General features: G+C 37.3%; 19 protein-coding genes and 1 pseudogene. 4 read left to right on the forward strand and 16 right to left on the reverse strand.

The features are described 5' to 3' along the window. The 8 genes and pseudogenes from MRBLBA3_RS14575 to MRBLBA3_RS14610 all read right to left on the reverse strand — a co-directional run. Nucleotides 1-1430 (reverse strand): annotated as a pseudogene (locus tag MRBLBA3_RS14575) (DNA translocase FtsK); the annotation flags it as partial. 156 nt (nucleotides 1431-1586) lie between these two features. After that, the gene (locus MRBLBA3_RS14580) at nucleotides 1587-2522 is read right to left on the reverse strand and encodes an N-acetylmuramoyl-L-alanine amidase (protein WP_363381837.1); all 936 of its coding nucleotides are present in this window, start codon (nucleotides 2520-2522) and stop codon (nucleotides 1587-1589) included. A gap of 40 nt (nucleotides 2523-2562) precedes the next feature. After that, entirely contained in the window at nucleotides 2563-2907 is a 345-nt protein-coding gene (locus MRBLBA3_RS14585; protein WP_000813331.1) for a hypothetical protein, read from the reverse strand. A 145-nt stretch (nucleotides 2908-3052) separates the two neighbouring features. After that, complete coding sequence (gene ytpR / locus MRBLBA3_RS14590) at nucleotides 3053-3667, reverse strand: YtpR family tRNA-binding protein (protein WP_001006779.1); 615 nt, start codon at nucleotides 3665-3667, stop codon at nucleotides 3053-3055. Then, nucleotides 3664-4476, reverse strand: a complete 813-nt coding sequence (locus tag MRBLBA3_RS14595) for a DUF1444 domain-containing protein (RefSeq protein WP_000784610.1) — start codon at nucleotides 4474-4476, stop codon at nucleotides 3664-3666. The genes ytpR and MRBLBA3_RS14595 overlap by 4 nt, the downstream gene beginning before the upstream one ends. A gap of 79 nt (nucleotides 4477-4555) precedes the next feature. Continuing rightward, entirely contained in the window at nucleotides 4556-4870 is a 315-nt protein-coding gene (locus MRBLBA3_RS14600) for a thioredoxin family protein (protein WP_000838192.1), read from the reverse strand. A gap of 83 nt (nucleotides 4871-4953) precedes the next feature. Continuing rightward, nucleotides 4954-5463 (reverse strand): DUF84 family protein, encoded by a 510-nt coding sequence (locus MRBLBA3_RS14605; protein WP_328021555.1) that lies wholly within the window; start codon nucleotides 5461-5463, stop codon nucleotides 4954-4956. Nucleotides 5464-5634: 171 nt separating this feature from the next. Further along, nucleotides 5635-6708 carry a M42 family metallopeptidase gene (locus tag MRBLBA3_RS14610; RefSeq protein ID WP_001031515.1) on the reverse strand — a complete coding sequence of 358 codons (1074 nt, stop codon included), beginning with the start codon at nucleotides 6706-6708 and terminating at the stop codon, nucleotides 5635-5637. A 148-nt stretch (nucleotides 6709-6856) separates the two neighbouring features. Between MRBLBA3_RS14610 and MRBLBA3_RS14615 the strand changes: the two genes are divergently transcribed. Continuing rightward, on the forward strand, nucleotides 6857-7168 hold the full coding sequence (locus MRBLBA3_RS14615) for a PepSY domain-containing protein (RefSeq protein ID WP_000118541.1): 312 nt from the start codon (nucleotides 6857-6859) through the stop codon (nucleotides 7166-7168). A 98-nt stretch (nucleotides 7169-7266) separates the two neighbouring features. Here MRBLBA3_RS14615 and MRBLBA3_RS14620 read toward each other — a convergent pair whose 3' ends face one another. Both MRBLBA3_RS14620 and trmB read right to left on the reverse strand, forming a co-directional pair. Next, nucleotides 7267-8121, reverse strand: coding sequence for a YtnP family quorum-quenching lactonase (locus MRBLBA3_RS14620; protein WP_044737546.1), 855 nt, complete (start codon nucleotides 8119-8121; stop codon nucleotides 7267-7269). Nucleotides 8122-8191: 70 nt separating this feature from the next. Then, nucleotides 8192-8845, reverse strand: a complete 654-nt coding sequence (trmB, locus tag MRBLBA3_RS14625; RefSeq protein ID WP_001239377.1) for a tRNA (guanosine(46)-N7)-methyltransferase TrmB — start codon at nucleotides 8843-8845, stop codon at nucleotides 8192-8194. A 232-nt stretch (nucleotides 8846-9077) separates the two neighbouring features. Here trmB and MRBLBA3_RS14630 point away from each other — a divergent pair, with 232 nt between their 5' ends. Next, nucleotides 9078-9356, forward strand: a complete 279-nt coding sequence (locus tag MRBLBA3_RS14630; RefSeq protein ID WP_001122236.1) for a YtzH-like family protein — start codon at nucleotides 9078-9080, stop codon at nucleotides 9354-9356. 3 nt (nucleotides 9357-9359) lie between these two features. Here MRBLBA3_RS14630 and MRBLBA3_RS14635 read toward each other — a convergent pair whose 3' ends face one another. The 4 genes from MRBLBA3_RS14635 to pepV form a co-directional block, all read right to left on the reverse strand. After that, complete coding sequence (locus MRBLBA3_RS14635; RefSeq protein ID WP_363381842.1) at nucleotides 9360-10157, reverse strand: phosphotransferase family protein; 798 nt, start codon at nucleotides 10155-10157, stop codon at nucleotides 9360-9362. 248 nt (nucleotides 10158-10405) lie between these two features. Beyond that, a complete protein-coding gene (pulA, locus tag MRBLBA3_RS14640; RefSeq protein WP_363381844.1) occupies nucleotides 10406-12547 on the reverse strand; it encodes a type I pullulanase in 2142 nt (713 codons plus the stop codon). A 288-nt stretch (nucleotides 12548-12835) separates the two neighbouring features. Continuing rightward, entirely contained in the window at nucleotides 12836-13381 is a 546-nt protein-coding gene (gene thpR, locus MRBLBA3_RS14645; protein ID WP_363381846.1) for an RNA 2',3'-cyclic phosphodiesterase, read from the reverse strand. Nucleotides 13382-13602: 221 nt separating this feature from the next. Next, on the reverse strand, nucleotides 13603-15009 hold the full coding sequence (pepV, locus tag MRBLBA3_RS14650) for a dipeptidase PepV (RefSeq protein ID WP_363381848.1): 1407 nt from the start codon (nucleotides 15007-15009) through the stop codon (nucleotides 13603-13605). A gap of 357 nt (nucleotides 15010-15366) precedes the next feature. Here pepV and MRBLBA3_RS14655 point away from each other — a divergent pair, with 357 nt between their 5' ends. After that, nucleotides 15367-15588, forward strand: coding sequence for a DeoR family transcriptional regulator (locus MRBLBA3_RS14655; protein ID WP_000805512.1), 222 nt, complete (start codon nucleotides 15367-15369; stop codon nucleotides 15586-15588). An 84-nt stretch (nucleotides 15589-15672) separates the two neighbouring features. Here the strand turns inward: MRBLBA3_RS14655 and MRBLBA3_RS14660 are convergent, their stop codons facing one another. Both MRBLBA3_RS14660 and MRBLBA3_RS14665 read right to left on the reverse strand, forming a co-directional pair. Next, entirely contained in the window at nucleotides 15673-16401 is a 729-nt protein-coding gene (locus MRBLBA3_RS14660) for a pseudouridine synthase (protein ID WP_001234930.1), read from the reverse strand. Between the two features lie 42 nt (nucleotides 16402-16443). Continuing rightward, entirely contained in the window at nucleotides 16444-18096 is a 1653-nt protein-coding gene (locus MRBLBA3_RS14665) for a putative polysaccharide biosynthesis protein (RefSeq protein ID WP_363381851.1), read from the reverse strand. 283 nt (nucleotides 18097-18379) lie between these two features. Here MRBLBA3_RS14665 and MRBLBA3_RS14670 point away from each other — a divergent pair, with 283 nt between their 5' ends. Beyond that, on the forward strand, nucleotides 18380-19651 hold the full coding sequence (locus MRBLBA3_RS14670; RefSeq protein WP_044737541.1) for an NAD(P)/FAD-dependent oxidoreductase: 1272 nt from the start codon (nucleotides 18380-18382) through the stop codon (nucleotides 19649-19651). The last annotated feature ends 133 nt before the right edge of the window (nucleotides 19652-19784 follow it).

Here is a 19784-nt window from a genome sequence, read left to right on the forward strand (position 1 = left end):
TCTAATTCCACAACTTCTTCTGTCGCTTCCTCAGATTTCTCTAATTCCACAACTTCTTCTGCTGCTTCCTCAGCTTCCTCTAATTCCACAACTTCTTCTGCCGCTTCCTCAGATTTCTCTAATTCCACAACTTCTTCTGCTGCTTCCTCAGATTTCTCTAATTCCACAACTTCTTCTGCTGCTTCCTCAGTTGCTTCTTCTAATTCCACAACTTCTTCTGTCGCTTCCTCAGATTTCTCTAATTCCACAACTTCTTCTACTGCTTCCTCAGATTTCTCTAATTCCACAACTTCTTCTACTGCTTCCTCAGTTGCTTCTAATTCCACAACTTCTTCTGCTGCTTCCTCTAATTCTTCTTCAAAAGCATCTGGTATTTCTATAGTGATTGTTTCTTGAAGCTTTTCATCTGTTTTTACAATTACTACATCTTCTGAAGATTCCTCTTCAACTTGATTTGCTACAACTTCAGCAATAGTTTCTTCTATTTCTGTACTACATTCAATTTCTTCTCGTAATATCGTTTCCACGCTCTCTACTTTAGAATCTATTGACTCTTCTTGTAGAGTTTCTTCGTTATCTTCTTTATGCGATAACTCCACTACATCTTGTTCTTGCTGCAAGGATTGTACAGTTGCATCCTCTTCTTCCAACTGTCCTACAGTTTTATGAAGCAACTGATCACTCTGGCTTTTTTCTAATGAAGGAACTTGACTCTCAACCTCGTAACCATTTTTCTCTAACCATGCATCCACAACCGATTTTTCTTTTACTTCACTATTTTTTTGTGTTTGTTCGTTCAGTTCTTCCTTATTAGACGAACCTTCTTTTTTGCCTTCTGAAAAATCGGATAATGTATAGCCCTTTTTCTCTAACCATGCGTCCACAACTGATGTTCCTTCAATGGATATTTCAAGATCTTCTCTTTCCTTTTCTTCCTCCTGTACAACCTTCTTTTCTACTGAAGGACGATTATATCCATAAATCGGTGAAATCATCTCTGTTGGACGAAATGGTCTACGGTTACTTTCTTTTGATGGGACGGATGCTTTTTTTACGATAGGCTCTTGTTCCTGTTCATATTGCAATTCCGGCTCTTCATATGTAGGAACTGCTTTTTCCACATATAGTCGTCTGCTTCTTTCCACTTTTATTCCGCTTTGAGCAGACGGCTCTTCATATGTTACTACTTGAACAGGTCGTTCTTCAAAGTGCTCTATTTCTCTTACATCCTCTTCATCGAACCCATTATCCGGTATTAATGGAAAACGGCATTTCCCTGCATTTCGACTTGCCATTTGTGCTTCTCTTGCTTCAGTGTAGTGGTTTACACGAGGAATTTTCGGCTGACTTTCAATTTGTGCCGGTACTTCTTTATTCATCACTGTTTTTTCTTCCTCTTTGTTAAACAGCTTTTTCATCCAATCTAACATGTTTACCACTCTTTCTACTAAATAGTAACATCCTTTATTGTATCAGCATTCGGCAAAAAGTGCAGGTAAAATTAAGCATATTAGTTTTATCCATAATATTCTAATTCACGATTGTTTTTCATATAGAAAAACGAGGTCTTACATGTAAGACCTCGTTTAATCTTTACCCTTCCGATATTCATCCACACTATCCGTTACACTTTGCAATAAAGAATTTACATACTGTGGGTCAGATAATTTTTTGTCTTCTTCAGGGTTTGACATAAATCCAAGTTCTAATAGTACTCCTGGAACTTTTGACCAATTAAATCCAGAAAGATCATCCCGAAATTTAATTCCATTTACTTTCACCTGATGATTTTTCCTCATTTTGTTTACAATTGTTTGAGAGATTTGAAGACTCTCCGCATAAATTTCTTTCGTATATAGATTTCCTTCTGCTGGCGTCAATACAGCGAACCCACTTTGGTTTTGGTTTTCAGAACCGTCTGCATGAAGACGTAAAAATAAATTCGCCTTATGATCATTCGCAAATGTCGCTCTTTCCTTATTACTTATATCAACCTCATGAGCCGTTCTCGTCATCAACACTTGTATACCTTTTGCTTCCAGTTTTTCTTTCAATAGAAAAGCCATTTCTAATACAAGAACTGATTCCCTCTTTTTCGTTACAACCCCTGTCGTTCCGTCTGTCACTTTATATTTTTGCGTAGTTGCCCCTGGTCCAATCGGCTCTAAATTTAAATTCGCCTTTTGTTGATGCCCTGGATCAATAACGACGAGAAACTTTTCTTGTTTTTCATTACTCTCTACTTTTTGTTCATTATTTTGTACTGGTTGCTCAGTTGGCTGCACTGGCGTAGTTTCCTCTTTCTTTTCCTCGGCCGGCACTTCCTCCTGCTTATGTTCCACTTGCTCATTCGTTTGAATTGCTTGCGGTTCTTCTTGCTGCTTTTCTACCGGTGCATCTTCCTTTTTATCATCGTTTTTTTGTTGTACAGAAGATGTTGTTTCTTTTTTCGGCTCTTCTTGCGAACAACCTCCTATATATATTCCAATGAATGCAATGCTCATTATTTTTATATACTTCATGCTTCTCTCCCATCACTTTGCACCGGACTCAAAGTATTTCTTATAATTGTTGTATAATCTCATCCATACTTCCAATATAAACAGGCTGCCACGTTTCTGTACCACGCTCTGCAGTATAAACCGGATAAACGTCATCATCCACATTCACGAAAACTGGATCGCCCATATCCGTTTCATATCCGATCGCAATCCATCCTTCTTGCCACTTCCCATTTCCTTCACTTATTAATGAATTTTTATGTTTATCATATCGGTAACCGACTTGCCCTTTTTCTAATTCACTTTCACTAAACAAATAAATTTCATAGGAACCTAACTCGATATCTTGCTGTTTTGAAGTTTCAATTCGTTTCAGAAGTTCTGCAATTTTTGGTTGTTGTTTCATACGTCTATCCCCTTCTTTTTTCTAAATTTTACCTAATACATTTTCAAAATACAATATAGATTTTGAAGAGAAACGTTACAATCCTAAGAATTTCGCATAAAAAAAATAGCCCCACATATTGTGAGACTACTTTTTCTTATATCAATTAAAATTTAAATTCTTGTCCAACTTCAAAGCTGTCTTCTAATACAAGAATACCTTTTTCTTGTGGAGCGTCTGGAAGCTCTAATTCACGTGCAGAGCAAATCATTCCAGAAGAAGGAACACCGCGAAGCTCAGCTGGTTTAATTAACATACCACTTGGCATTACAGCGCCGATTTTTGCAACGACAACTTTTTGTCCTGCATCAACGTTCGGTGCACCACATACGATTTGTAATGTTTCTGTACCGATTTCTACTGTACAAATGTTTAATTTATCAGCATTTGGATGCTTCTCTTTTTCAGCTACATAGCCTACAACAAATTTCGGCGTGAAATCAGCTTCTACTTTTTCTTCAAAGCCATTCTTTGCTAAAATGTCGTTAATTTTTTCAACAAATTCTTTTGTTAATGTAACGTTTCCGTTATCTGTTACTTCTACATAAGAAGATGCATTAAAGATGTTGAATCCTGCTGTTACGTTGCTTTCACGATCGTATACGCGAGCAACATCTCCTTTGCGGTCAAATGTACGGTTTTCTAAAGTAATATCTTGTAAGGTAACAATTAAAGTGTCACCAATTCCTTCAAGGTTGTAAAAAACGTTCACTTCGTTCATCCTTTCTCTTTTCCATCTGTCTTCTTCCGATTCTTCGCTAAAATAAAGATTGGTTCGAAGTCCCCATCTTCATATACGAATGAAAGTGATGTAATCGGAACATGCCCTTCGGCAAAAAATTTCATTGTCATTTGTGCAATAATATCATAACCGATTTCGTTGACGATATCAGCAATAATTAATACATCTTGGTGAGGAACTGCCACAACCATGTCACCAGAGATCTTTTCACGCATCGATTGTAGTAACGATTCGTTTAAAATACGAGTCGCATCATACCCATCATTTGTGTTTAAAAAGTAGAATGTATTACCTGCTACTGTGTCCTGCTTAAATTCATAACCTAATGAGCGAGCATTAAATAATGCCATTTCACGTACTTGTTGCTCTGTAAGCTCTAATTTTTGCAATAAGCGCTCATCAATTAATCGATACGTTTTATTAGAATCTAGCGCATAGTAAATACGTGTTTCCGCCGTGTGGTCCGTCATAATAAACGGATTTCCTTCTTCTGATTGTTTCGGGAAAGAAGTAGAGCGAATAACAGGTAAAATTTTCGCCGTGCTATTTTCTTCTTTATGCATTGCAATTAGCGCTTCTTGTACGTAATAAGCGACCTCTTCAATCGCCTTTTCTTTATTCACTTCCCATTTTGCTACTACTCCTGGAAGTGATACGTTAATACCTTTTTTCGAGTCTGTTTGTTCAATACGAAGAACTTCTTTCTCGCTATCATAATGAAAATTCCATTCTGGTCGAGATAATTTCTTCATTAACTCGTCTTTCATCTTTTTACTTGTCATTTTCATCTCTTTTTCCTCCCTTCCAAAAAAATAACCTCCCCCGCGAAGGTAGAGGTTGTTTTTACAATTCAATTGGCTAATTGTCTTATTTTAAACCTTCAATGAACTCTTCGATTTGCTCTTGTGTTTTACGATCTTTGTTTACATAGCGTCCAGTTTCTTCACCTTTATTGTACGCTACAAAGCTCGGAATGCCAAATACGTCTAATTTCACGCATAGATCAATAAACTCATCACGATCTACATAGTAAAATGAGAAATCACTATACTTCTCTTCTACTTCTGGCATAAATGGATCAACGAAACGGCAATCTGGGCACCATTCTGCTGAGAACATGAAGACTACATTCTCTTCATTTTTTAATTCTTGGAATTGTTCCATGCTTTCTAATGATTTCATCTATATTTCCTCCTCTAACGAGTGCACTTTTTTACACTATAATCTTTTCTTTATACTACCATACATCGCGCATGGTGCAAGGTTTATGCTTGCTTTTCATCATACTTATATTGCCCAACAAGTAACTTAACAACGTGTACAAATAATTCAGTTCGGTCGACATAATCATCTGTAAAAATACCGATAGCACCTTCGTGACTACGAATATCTTTTCGCTCTACAAACTCTTCCATCACTTCACTTAGCTCTTTTCCTTCTTCAAGAGGTGCTAAAAAATCGTCTGGTAACTTAATACGTGCCCCGCCAGCAACAAATGTTTTCCCATCACTTGTCGCTAGCGCTCCCCAGTTACACATAAATAAACCGTGCGCTGTTTTCATTACGCCGCCTTCTAGCCCAATACCGATTTGAGCTTCTCCTTCCTGCAGCGCTCGCTTCGCTCTATTTACCGCTCCTTGCATGGTCTCTTCATCTGAGAAAGGCTGGCTTGCTACTCCTGATGGAACAGAAAGAGATGTAACTTCAGCATCTTCCCAAACCTTCTCCACAGCCCCAACCTTCGTTTTATTCTTCGATCCAACTACTACTTTCATTTTGTTCACCTCTATAAAATTCATCTTTTCGTCTTAATAAAACCAGCCTTCCTCTCTTCCTACCCGCGGTCTTAATAAATCGCTCGAGCACCAACTAGGCACTGACCGCACCCATTCATCGCTGGGTCATCTATTCAACCTAAAAAAAGAAGGGTTTTTCACCCTTCCTCTTTACGCGTTATTCTTAATTGTCTCTAACGTCGTTTTGTCCGTCGCTCTCACAAGCTTCGTAATTAGTTCCTTCGCAGCTGCATAATCATCAACATGTAAAATAGAAGCATGTGTATGAATATAGCGTGCACAAACACCAATTACTGCTGATGGGATACCAGAGTTACTTGTATGTACACGGCCTGCATCTGTACCACCTTGTGAAATAAAGTATTGGTACGGAATGTTATGTGTTTCTGCTGTATCTAAAATGAATTCGCGCATTCCTCTATGAGTTACCATTGTGCGGTCATAAATACGAAGAAGAGCACCTTTTCCTAATTGACCGAACTGCGTTTTATCACCAGACGCATCGTTTGCTGGACTTGCATCAAGCGCATAGAAAATGTCTGGCTGAATCATATTTGCAGCAGTTTGTGCACCGCGAAGACCAACTTCTTCTTGTACAGTCGCACCAGAGTATAATGTGTTTGGTAAAGTTTCGTCTTTTAACTCTTTTAGTAATTCGATTGCAAGGCCACATCCGTAACGGTTGTCCCAAGCTTTCGCCATAATTTTCTTTTCATTTGCCATCGGCGTAAACGGGCAGATTGGCACGATTTGTTGTCCTGGTTTTACACCAATTTCAATCGCATCTTCATAGCTATCTGCACCTATATCAATTAACATATTTTTTATATCCATCGGTTTTGCACGTTGCGCGTCACTTAATAAATGAGGAGGAATAGAACCAACAACCCCAATAACAGGACCATTCTTTGTCATAACTTGTACGCGCTGTGCTAATAACACTTGGCTCCACCAGCCGCCTAACGTTTGAAAACGAAGCATTCCGTTTTTCGTAATTTGCGTAACCATGAAACCTACTTCATCCATATGACCTGCTACAAGAACGCGTGGGCCAGTTTCGTCCCCTTTTTTCAGACCAAATACGCTACCTAAACCGTCTTGTACAATTTCATCAGCATATTTGCTTAATTCTTGCTTCATAAAACGGCGCACATCATGTTCAAAACCTGATGCACCTTGTAATTCTGTTAACGTACGAAATAATTGTAATGTCTCTTTATTCACGAAGTCCCCTTCTTTCAAACCTTAGTAGAATACCTCTTTTATTGTAACGAAATTTTCGAAATGTTTCTAGTTTCTTCTTTTTTAGCTGTATTTGCTTTATAATTATTATCGGTACACTATTTTTATTTTACAGAATTGAGGTGAATATATGAGCTGGAAAGGTTTAGTAGCAGGTCTTGGCGTTGGTTTCGCAGCTGGTTATCTTGTTGCAAACAAAGTACAAGAACAATCCCATATTTCTTCAGAAAAAGCATTGAAAATGGTGAAACAAGCATTAAGTCATAAAGGTGAAATTACTGGCTCTTGGGTACATATGGTTCCAGAGACATTTGAAAAATATGATGTCGCATACGAAGTTTATCGCGGCGGTCTTACAACGATGTTAGATGATATACAAGAACGATTTGAATTTTTAGTTGATGCTAAAACAGGTACTGTTTTAGAGGTTATAGCAGCATAAAAAGGAGGGTTCCCATTAGGTGAACCTCTTATTTTTTTAATCGCCGACAATAAAAAAAGAGGCTGCTCCAACAAACATTCTGGAACAACCTCCTCTTTTTAAGCTTCTATACTCGTTTTTCGCTCTATTTTTTCTACGATATGCCCTTCCTCATTCCACTTTACTGCACGGTAATACGCGTCATGATAAAAAGTAAACCATGCTTCTTTCTCAGCACCATACTTCATCCACTTTTGTTTATGTTCAATCGATGTCATTGGATAGTCATCGTAGGCCATTACCCATAATACATTTTGATGTGCATGCGTCGGTAAAATGTCCGCTAAATGAAGCATCGTTTCACCCTGACTTTCAAGGACGACAACGGCATGTCCATCACTATGACCACCCGTATGCGCCATTTTTATTTCATCCGTAATTTCTATTTCTTGCTGAAAGGTAACAACTTTATCTACAATCGGCTCCCAATTTTCCGTCCAGTATGTATTACGCGATCTAATATTTGGATTCCTCATTTCATTCCATTCCGTTTCACTTACGTAAACTTTCGCATTCGGAAACGTCGGCACAAAGTGATCTCCTTCCCGCCTTGTTAAACCAGATGCATGATCAAAATGAAGGTGCGTCATTAAGACGTAATGAATATCTTCAGGCTTTAGACCCAGTTTTTCTAACGATTCATAAACCGATGATTCTTCTGTTACACCTTGATTTCGCTTCATTTTCTCATTTAACTTACCGTTTCCTATTCCAGAATCAATAAGCATGTTTCCTTCTTTCGTTTGCAAAAGTAACGGATCTGTTCGTAAATAAATATGGTTTGTATCATTATGTTGATATTTGCGTGACCAAAGTACTTTCGGCACAACTCCAAACATTGCACCTCCATCTAAATGTGTATTCCCACCTTTTAGCCATGTCACTTTTATATTTCCAATTTGTAACTGTTCCATCTTTCATCCCCCTTTCTTTTTAATATTAACATAAAATTCTGATTGTTTTAGCTACAAAAAAACCTATGCATTACTGCATAGGTTCTGTGCGATATTTCGCTTCAACTCGGTAAATACGATGACCTTTACTAGAGAATTTCTCTTCGTATTCTGTCATAATGTTTCCTTCATAATCACTATTATGAAGATCTAGGCTAAGGTAAGTTAATAACATACCATACTCAGCCATACTCATAAGAGAGTATTCAAATAGGCCTTGGTTATCAGTTTTGAAGTGAATTTCTCCACCCTCTACTAACACTTCCTCATAATTGCGTAAAAACGTTTTATACGTTAAACGACGTTTCATGTGACGATTCTTCGGCCATGGATCTGAGAAGTTTAAATAAACGCGGTCAATTTCACCTTTTGCAAAGAAAACTTTTAAATCTTCAGCATCTTTATTAATTAACTTTAAGTTCGGTAATTCTTCTTCAATTAATTTATCAAGTGCATCTACAACAACACTTGTGAATTTTTCAATTCCAATATAATTAATATGTGGATTCGCTTTTGCCATATCATACATAAAGCGGCCACGTCCTGTACCTACTTCAATATGAATTGGTTGTTCATTTCCAAATACTTCTTTCCAGTTACCAGCGCGCTCTTCTGGGTTTCCGATTACGATATGTGAATATTCATTAATTCGATCCATTGCATAAGGTTTATGTCTTAAACGCATAGATGTCTCCCTCTCTTTACAAAACTATTTTAAAGGAAAAATTCCTTCTTTCTGTTTTAATCAATCTATCAAACAAAAAACCAAGCACGTACGAGCACTCGGTCCGTTTCTTTCAAGTATAAGATGTACCATTTTGATAAAAACTACATAAAGCATTAAACATTCCATGACGAAACAGCTTTTTCTCTTACATTTCCAGTGAGAGAAAAACACTCGAAAGGATGATCCGTTCATGCCAATTAATCAACAGCATCAATTAGAAGTGTTAAAAGATATTTTAGTCAACCATCAAAGTGATTGCTGCGGGACAGTTTCTGAATGCGAGCAATTAGAGCGCCTCATTCAATCGTTACTCGCAAACGATAGTATAAGTAGTGACGCTAAAGCAATGCTAAACGATGTATATTCTTATAGTCAATCGGGTAAATCTTCCTCTAATTTGGACAACCATATTTCCAATAATCAAGAACAACTTACTCAGTGGATTGCTGGAATGGACAATTTTTCTTAAGTATTATTCTGAAGCAAGTAGTTGCTGTAAATATTGATGCCAATATTTAGCTTCTGCTTGCTGCTTTTTTGTTGTGTGCCATTGAATAGATAAAATCGTTTGTACTATAACATACCATCTCATACGCCTAAGCAATGATTCATCTAGTTCAACATCATAATATCCGAGCCACTCACTCCATTCATGACGCGGAACATACCAATATAATAACATACCAAGGTCTAAAGCTGGGTCAGCAATCACAGCTCCATCCCAATCAATTAAAAACAATTCATCTTCATCCGACAATATCCAATTGTTATGGTTTACATCACAATGGCATACAACGAATTCATCGTACTCAATATCTTTTAATAACTCTGTTAAATATTGAAGACCTTGCTGAATTGTTTCATCAACTCTTATATCTCCTCTTAAAACAAGTTGCAATTGTTGTAATAACTCTTGCGCATGAAGCGGCTGCTTTCCTAGCCTTTGAATCATCTGCACAAGCGCTTTAGAGGAGTGTATTTTCTTCAAAAGTTTCGCAACACGTTCTAGTTTCATATCCTCTGGCTCTAACTTCTGTCCCGGAAGCCATTTTTGAGCAGAAATTACATCACCATTTGTTACCCTTCTTGTCCAAAGTAATTTTGGAACAATTCCTTCTGCTGACAATACCGCTAAAAAGGGCGATGTATTCCGCTTTAAAAATAACTTTTGTTGTCCGTTTTGCGCAATATATGCATCGCCCGTTACTCCACCAGCCGGTATAAGACTCCACTCTTTTCCTAATAATTGTTCCAACCATTCCATATTCATTACCCGTTAACAAATCCTTATCTTTTATAGTTATGAAAAGAAAAACCGCAACATTTCTACACATGTTGTGGATTCATATATTTTACTGTAGTTGAATGAAAAGAAAACTTGGCATAAGCCGAAAACAGGATAAATCCCCTGCTCTTCTAGTTTATTTTACAAAATCACTCATAGAATGACAACTTATCAAAATCGTCACCTTTGTCAATTCTACATTTATTACATTCTCACCGTCAAGTAGCGATTTGTCACATTATCGCCAATATATACGTGCTAGTTGGAGCCATTTCAAGTTCCTTTCCTCTAAATGAAGAAATTGGCTGTATTTTTGCTTGCTTTTCGTTTACTATCACATGCCACGTTTCTTCTTTTGGAAGCTCGACTATTTCATTTTGCAAACCGCTATTGAATAACACAACAATCTCTTTCCACGGTCCGAAAGATTCTACATTTTGCAAATGGTATGCAAGTGCTTCTTTTGATGTTTGCAAAAAATTCATATGCTTTTTTATAAGATGAGCGCTTTTTAATCGGAATGCCCCATGCTCCTTCCGAATCGCGATTAAACCTTTTATATAATTAACTGTCTCCATCTCTGTTTCTTTTTGCTCCCAATCTAATCGATTGATTTCATCATTTGCATTATAACTATTTTCGTTTCCTTGCTTCGTACGATAAAACTCTTGCCCTGCATGTAAAAAAGGAATCCCTTGCGAAAGAATAACTATTGCAGTTGCTAATCGATGACGTCTTTTCAAAATTTCTTCTGATTCTGGATTACTTTGCACTAGTTTATCCCACATCGTCATATTGTCATGACATTCTACATAGTTGATACTTTGCATTGGCTCTAAGAATAATCCTGTTTCTTTCATACTTAAAAGGCTACCAGCTACTATATACTGCAAATGATTACAGTCTACATGCCCACCAAATGCAAAGCCACGTTTATTTATATTAAAAGTACTTCCTTTTATTCCATCACGAAATTGATCATTAAACTGTGCGATACATGGCATTTTATTCGCGTTATTTAACGTAGCTTTCTCTCCAAGAGGAAGTGGTGTTTGTAAATCCCATCCTTCACCTAATAACAGCGCATCATGCTTTATTTTTCGCACTTCTTTTTCTAACACATTCATCGTTTCAACGTCTAAAATTCCCATTAAATCAAATCGGAACCCATCAACATTGTATTCAGTAAGCCAATATAAAATAGATTCTACAATAAATTTCCTCATCATTTTCCGTTCAGATGCTATATCATTTCCAACTCCCGTCCCATTAGAAGGCATACCATCTTCACCATGACGAAAATAATATCCCGGGACAAGCTTCTCAAATGATGATAACTCTCTTTCATAAACATGATTATATACAACATCGATAATTACCCTGATGCCGCATGCATGGAATGTTTCAATCAGTTGTTTACACTCTACTATCCTATTGTACGGATCAGAGGGGGTTGTAGCATAAAATCCTGTTGGTGCATTGTAATATAATGGATTATAACCCCAATTATATGCGGAAGCAGGATTCGCCTCATCTACACCGCCGAAACAATATAAAGGTAATAGTTCAACGTGTGTAACACCTAAATCTTTTATATGAGACAATCCCGTTAACGTCCCATTTCGTCCCGTTGTCCCCTCTTCTATCAATCCTTTATATGTCCCCTTATTATTCACTCCACTGTTTGGATGAATAGTAGCATCACGAATATGCAGTTCATACAATATCGCATCTGTCATTGACTGTAATGGTGGTAATTCCTCTCGTTTTGTTACATTCGTCTTTTCCAAATCGATAACAATACCGTATTTCCCATTTACAGTCACTGATTTTGCGTAAGGGTCCACTGCTTCATTCCATATTAAATTAATACATACGAGAAATGTATATTTTACTCCGGCTAAATCGCCTTGTAATGTATGAGTCCAAACTCCGTTTTCTCCTCTGTACATTTCATAATCGATATATTCTTTATCACTTTTATAAATTCTTACTTTCGCAAGCCTTGCAGTTGGAGCCCATACTTTAAATATCGTCACTTCTTTTTGATACACAGCACCTAAATCTGTACCTTCGTAATAATACTTTTCATCGAAAATTGCTGTTCGAATCACAGCGCCTATTTGTAAATCTGTTTCTTCGTTCCGTTCATCTCGTACTGTATAATATTTCCCCACATCTAGCGGCTCTTCTATAAAGCACTCATACTTCGTTGCATCTGGAAGAGCAATAGTATGAGCAATCGGCAATTCTTTCAAATTGCTTCCTTCTTGTAAACGAAATGTCCGGCTTGTTCCATACGCATGCGGGAGCAAAATTGTAATTTTATTCATTTCATCTAAATAGGCATCAAATGGACGTTTTACTTTCAACATAAAAAAATCACCATCATTCTTAAAGTTAAAATAAAGTGAAACTTTAATCAGTGGGAAGGCTTTACCCCACTGATTATTAGCCCACACCAATCGGGCCTTTATGGGCAGTAGATCTCCCACCTAACTTCTTTGCTTTATCCTAATTTTGAGGTGGGAGTCTTACTGCCCGCAAATAGAGGGGTGAAACGAGCTGCAAATGATAAGGCTTTTCTTATCAGCAAGACTCTATACAGTAAAACATTATTCTCTATAGTATATTCACCTGTATAAAAAACGTTTTCATACATTCTATTTTTGTAATTTTATTTCAGCAACCGGTCTATACTTTGGCGTTTCCTTCACGTGAGATTCATACAAAGTAATCGTATCTGCTTGAAATGATGTTACAGGTAAGCCTTTTACATTTGCCAGATCAAATACTTTTTCTCCTACCCATTTACGCGCAACAGTAATATGCGGATGATAAGGGCGCGTGTCTAGAGAGAAGCCATTTTCTTCACAAATTATATGCACTTGTTTTTGCAACTGAACCAAATTATTATTCTCACTTACCTTCACCCAAAAAATACGCGGCTCGTCTTCCATGCCAAACGTTGAAAATTCTTGTAACGTGAAAGTTAGTTCTTTGATTTCTGTAAGTGTTTGTAATCCATTCTTTATTCCTTCTAATTGTTCCTCTGTCGCACTTCCTAAAAATGAAAGAGTAATATGATAGTCTTCTTCATGTACCCACGAGCGAAATAGTAATTCATCCTTCATTTCCACTTTGTAATTAGAAAGAATTTCTTTTATATGACGTGGTAAAGTTACTGCGACAAAATAATGCGGCACCATCTACATCGTCTCCTTTATGTTATTGTTGCTTTTCTTTCTTATCTCATTCAGTTAAAAAGAATCGAACCTTCCTAAAAAGTCTAACCAAGTTAAAATTGCAATAGTAATTGAAATTATATCGACTTAACAACAAAATACGACAAGAGAAGCAACCTACTACCCCTAACAGAAAACCGTCCCAAAAAACCTTTTGGGACGGCCTCTCATTATTTACATATCCATTACTTTGCTAATTCATAAATCGCCTGAGCATAAATCGCTGTTGCTTTTAATAAATCTTCAATTTCAATGTACTCATCTTTTTGATGCGCAAGTTCTTCTTTTCCAGGGAATAGCGGGCCAAATGCAACGCCAGCTTTCAATGAACGAGCATAAGTACCACCGCCGATTGCTAATAGTTCTGCTTTTTCGCCTGTTTGTTCTTCATATACGCGTTGCAACGTACGAATTAATACGTGGTCTTTATCAACGTGATGCGGGCGAGAGTTCGAATAATCCGCCACTTCAAATCCATGAGTACCGACATATTCTTTTAACTTCGCAATCATTTCTTCAAAGTTAGTCGTAACTGGATAACGTACATTTAATCCTAAATTACCACCATTCTCTTTCGTATAAGAAAGGCGACCAACATTCACTGTTAACGGACCGCTAATATCGTCTTTATAAGAAATACCAGCTTTCTCGCCCAAAATATCTCCTGTAAATGTTTCTGTTACAAACGATGCAAACGAAGCCCCTTTTCCATCAAGAGAAACTTTCGTTAAGCAGTTTGCCAATAATAAACCTGCATTTTCTCCCTTTTCCGGAGTAGATCCGTGAGCTGAAACCCCTTTAATTTGTAACGTAACCGTATTTCCTTCTACAATTGCTTTACCCATTTTTTTAGCAGTTTGTAAATACTCCTCATATGCTACTGTAAGTGCATTTACATCTTCTCCTGTAATAATCGCTTCTGCATAATCAGGAACCATATTCAAACGACGACCTGACTCAAATGAAATCAGCTTAAATGCGCCTTCTTTCTCTTCGCTACCATTTTGAACAACTTGTATGTCAGAAATTCCTTTTTCAGCATTAATAATTGGAAAATCTGCATCTGGTGCAAAACCGATTGTTGGCATTTCTTCATTTTCAAAGTAATGATCTACACACTTCCAATTACTTTCCTCATCTGTTCCTAAAATCATACGAACACGTTTAGAAAGAGGTAAGCCTAATTCTTTTACAATTTTCATTGCATAATAAGCTGACATTGTCGGCCCTTTATCATCAATCGCACCGCGTGCAAAAATCTTCCCGTCGCGAATATCCGCACTATACGCAGGAGTTGTCCAGCCATCTCCTTCTGGTACAACATCAACGTGACAAAGGATACCTACTAATTCTTCTCCTTGTCCCATTTCAAGATGACCTGCATACCCTTCTAAATTTTTAGAAGCGAAACCATCTGCGTCTCCTTTATGTAACATAAAAGATAAAGCTTTTTCTACACCGTCACCAAATGGTGCGCCCTCTTTCGCAGATTCTTCTTCCCATACACTTTTAATTTGTAAAAATTGTTGTGTATCACGAATTAAATCATCTTTTCGTTTTGCAACTTCTTCTGTCCAATTAATCGTTGACATCACGCATCCATCCTTCACTATATTGTCTCTTTCATCATAGCAAACCAAAATCTCTTATGCCATACATGAAAATCCAATAACTAATAATTGTAATATTTCAGATATTCCTCATTAGTTTTTCTTTTATTTTCTCAAAAAAATTTGCAGGAATTTGGCGTTTTACGTAGAAATTTATGAGTTAGTTGACTGACAAAATATACAATGTCAACTACCAATATTTTTCTATATGAATATTTGTTAAACTTTTGTAAAATTTAAGTAGATTAAAGCATGAATTTTATCATGTAGAGTACAATGGTAGTAACGACCTTCTTTCCTGAATGGGGTCAAAAAAACTAGTAGAGGAGTGGTTTTCTCTTGAAACCTACAACTACTCGTATGCTAACACGCATTAAATCGATTTATATGTACATCAATGAAAACGGTACGGTAACAACGAAAGACCTTGTAGATGAGTTCGGGATCACACCGCGAACGATACAACGTGATCTAAATGTGTTGCAGTTTAATGAACTCGTGTATAGCCCTTGCCGCGGCAAGTGGACAACGACAGGAAAGAAAGTGAGAATGACCTCATAACAAAAAAATAATTGTATGTAAATAAATACATACCCCTTTCTAACTCATTAGAAAGGGGTCTTTTCTATGCTTTGAAATTAGGCGTTACTTTTCGTTATCTACTTGATATGTTTTTAACATTTCTACTTCTTCATCTGTTAATTCACGATATTGCCCAAGTTCTAACTCTTCATCTAGCACTAAAGGTCCCATCTCTGTTCTCTTTAAGTACACTACTTTTTTCCCTACCGCTTCAAACATACGCTTCACTTGATGGAATTTTCCTTCTGTAATCACGAGCTCAATTTCAGAAATATCATCACTCTTTAAAATCGTAAGTTCGCCTGGCTTCGTTTCATAGCCATCTTCTAAAATAACACCTTTAGCGAATTCTTTTACATCCTCTTCCGTTACAACTCCTGAAACGTGTGCATAGTATTTTTTCGGCACATGCTTTTTCGGAGATAATAGTTGATGCGTTAACTTTCCGTCATTTGTGATCAATAAGAAACCTTCTGTATCAATATCGAGTCTCCCAACAGGAAATGGATCAAAAATCGCATCTTCTAATTCTAATAAATCTATTACCGTTTCGTGGTTATCGTCTTCTGTCGCTGAAATAACACCTTGTGGTTTATGCATCATTAAATAAACAAACTCTTTATATTCCACAACTTCACCGTGAATCATAACCTCTTGTTCTTCTACATTCACATGAAACTTCGGATCTTTCACTGGCGTCCCATCAATTTTCACAACGCCATCTTTCAATAATTTCTTTACTTCTTTTCTACTTCCGTGTCCCATGTTCGCTAATAATTTATCTAATCTCATGTTCTTCACCTTCTTTATTTATCATAAGAAAAGGGGACGTATTTACGCCCCTTTTGATTTCAACTTTATTTTGAATCTACTACCAAGTTTACGCTGGATTTTCTCTAAAGCTTCTCCGCCAAATACTCTTTCTAGTACTCCTGTGCGAATCGCTAACAATCCGTAAACAAGTCCACCAATACCTGCACAAATCGCAACTGTAATAAGAGCACCCATACGGCCATCAGGCGAAATCATGAAGGATAGAAGCCATTGTGATAGTTTTACAGCAATAACCATTACAAGTGTTAATATTGCAATTTGGAATGTTCTCTTATATACAACACTAAATGAATAGTTTGCATGTTTTTTGATTTGTCTATTCGTATACCATACAGAAGCTAAGAAGCCGACTGCAGTAGCCAAAATCGCCCCAACTGTACCGAAATAGCGAATAAAGATTACGTTACATACAAATTTCAAAATAACACCCATCAAAAGCGCAACAATCGCATGTTTCTGCTGGTTAATCCCTTGCAGAATTGCTGCTGTTACTGTGAATAAAGCGAATAACAATGCAACTGGCGCATACCACATTAATACTTGTCCACCTAGTGGATCTGAATCGTAGAAAGCAGTGTAAATTGGATATGCAAGTGTAGAAATACCGATAACTGCTGGCAATGTTAAAAACATATTCGCCTGGAATGTTTGTGTAATTTGTAATTTTAAATAACGGTATTGCTTTTCAGTAAACGACTTTGTAATCGCTGGCACGAGCGTTAAACTAAACGCTGTTGCAAGTGATACTGGAATCATAATTAATTTATGCGTCCACATCGTGAAAATACCAAGTGCTCGCTCTGCGATATCTCCTTGACCAATCGCCTGCATAATAGAGTTAAATGTCAATGTATCAATTTGTTGATATAAAGGAATTGTTAACCCAATTACAACGTAAGGAATTGCATACGCAAACAACTCTTTAAACAATTGAGCGGTACTTACCGTCGATTCTGGTACAGTTTGCTCAATTAAATATTGATCCAAATATTTCTTACGTTTTAACCAGTACCAAATTAATACGCCAAGTGCTCCAACTGCTGAAACGAATGCAGCAAATGTCGCAACCCCAACTGCCGTTGCTACTGTACCGCCAAGTACTTTAATAACGATGAAACTACCCGCTAATAAAAAGACGATACGAATAATTTGCTCAATAATTTGTGACACCGTAGTCGGTCCCATCGATTGGTGCCCTTGGAAATAACCACGGATCAAACTTGCTGCCGGCACAACAATAAGCGCAAAACTTACGAGACGAATAATCGTCGTAACTTCTTCTATCTTATTTTGTAAACTTTGTTTACCAAGCATTGCTTCTGCAAATAATGGTGCGGTCATGTATAGAACTAGGAACGAAAGAACTCCGGTTACTATCATCATAACCATTCCTGAGCGGAACATTCTCCGGCTCGTTTTATAATCGCCAAGTGCATTATATTTGGAAACAAACTTCGAAACAGCAAGCGGCACCCCTGCCGTTGCAATACTTAAAAATATCGTATATGGAATGTATCCATATGTATAGAGCGTTCCGCCTTCTGTGCCTACTAATGCATGAAACGGAAAGACGTAAATCATGCCTAAGAACTTTACTAAAAATGTCCCTAACGTCACAATAAGCGTTCCGCGCAGAAATTTTGAATCGGACATACGAAAATCCTCCTACATCTACATAAAGTGAAACTATAATTAGCGGGAGACTCCCCTCCTACTAATCATTCGAGCATTTACGGACCTTTTTAACTCCCTCTTTACTTCTCATAAATCTTAAGATGGTAGTCTTATTGCCCATAAATAGCAGTATATTGCTGAACTCTAACTTTTGTATTGTACCACAATTCTCCCCTTAAGCAGTACTTCACTCTATTTTTCTTTTAAGGGAAAACATGCTATTCTTTTAGGCAGGAAATGTAGAAAATGAGGTCGATATATTATGCATTATGATGTTATTGTCATCGGCGGCGGTCCCTCAGGGCTAATGGCTGCAATCGGTGCTGCTGAAGAAGGCGCAAGCGTCTTACTTCTTGATAAAGGAAATAAACTAGGGCGTAAACTTGCGATTTCTGGTGGTGGTCGTTGTAACGTGACGAACCGTCTACCACTTGATGAAATCGTTAAACATATACCAGGAAACGGTCGCTTCTTATACAGTGCTTTTTCTATTTTCAATAATGAAGATATTATTACATTCTTCGAAAAACTCGGTGTAGAGCTAAAAGAAGAGGATCATGGCCGCATGTTCCCAGTATCAAATAAAGCGCAATCTGTTGTAGATGCACTTTTAACACGATTAAAAGACTTAGGTGTGAAAATACGTACGAATACGCCTGTTGAAACGATTGAATATGAAAACGGTCAAACGAAGGCTGTTATTCTGCAAACAGGTGAAGTATTAGAAACGAATCACGTCGTTATCGCTGTTGGCGGAAAATCTGTTCCTCAAACTGGTTCTACTGGAGACGGATACGCTTGGGCTGAAAAAGCTGGTCATACAATTACAGAATTATTCCCAACAGAAGTACCCATCCTTTCAAACGAACCGTTTATTCGTGACCGTTCATTGCAAGGTCTTGCTTTACGAGATGTAAACTTAAGTGTATTAAATCCGAAAGGAAAAGTTATCATTTCTCATAAAATGGACATGCTTTTCACTCACTTCGGCCTATCTGGTCCTGCTGCTCTTCGCTGTAGCCAATTCGTTGTGAAAACTATGAAAAAGTTTAAAACGAACACAGTGCACATGAGTATCGATGCATTGCCAGAAGAAAATAGTGAACAACTATTCCAGCGCATGCTGAAACAAATGAAAGAAGATCCGAAAAAAGGAATTAAAAACGTTTTAAAAGGTTATGTTCCTGAGCGTTACTTCTTATTCTTATTAGAAAAAAATGAAATTGATGGCAGCGAACAAGCTGGACAAGTTTCTCACGAGAAGATTCGTGCACTTGTGAAAGACTTTAAAGAATTTACTGTGAATGTAAATGGTACGCAGTCAATTGAAAAAGCATTCGTTACTGGCGGCGGTGTATCCGTTAAAGAAATTAACCCGAAAGAAATGTCTTCTAAATTCACGAATGGCTTATATTTCTGCGGAGAAGTTCTTGATATTCACGGTTATACTGGTGGCTATAACATTACATCTGCTCTCGTTACTGGTAGAATTGCCGGAACAACAGCTGGAGAAAACGCAAAAATGCAGTATTAAAAAAAGAAACAGGGGTTCCTGTTTCTTTTTTTATATGTACATGAAATTATATCGGCGATTTGACAAGAGATATCAACTTACCAACAAGGAACGTCACATATGCCCTCCTCCTACCTCTCGTTCTTTTTTGTTG

This window comes from Bacillus sp. LBA3-1-1.1 (assembly GCF_040676495.1).
Lineage (GTDB): Bacteria > Bacillota > Bacilli > Bacillales > Bacillaceae_G > Bacillus_A > Bacillus_A nitratireducens.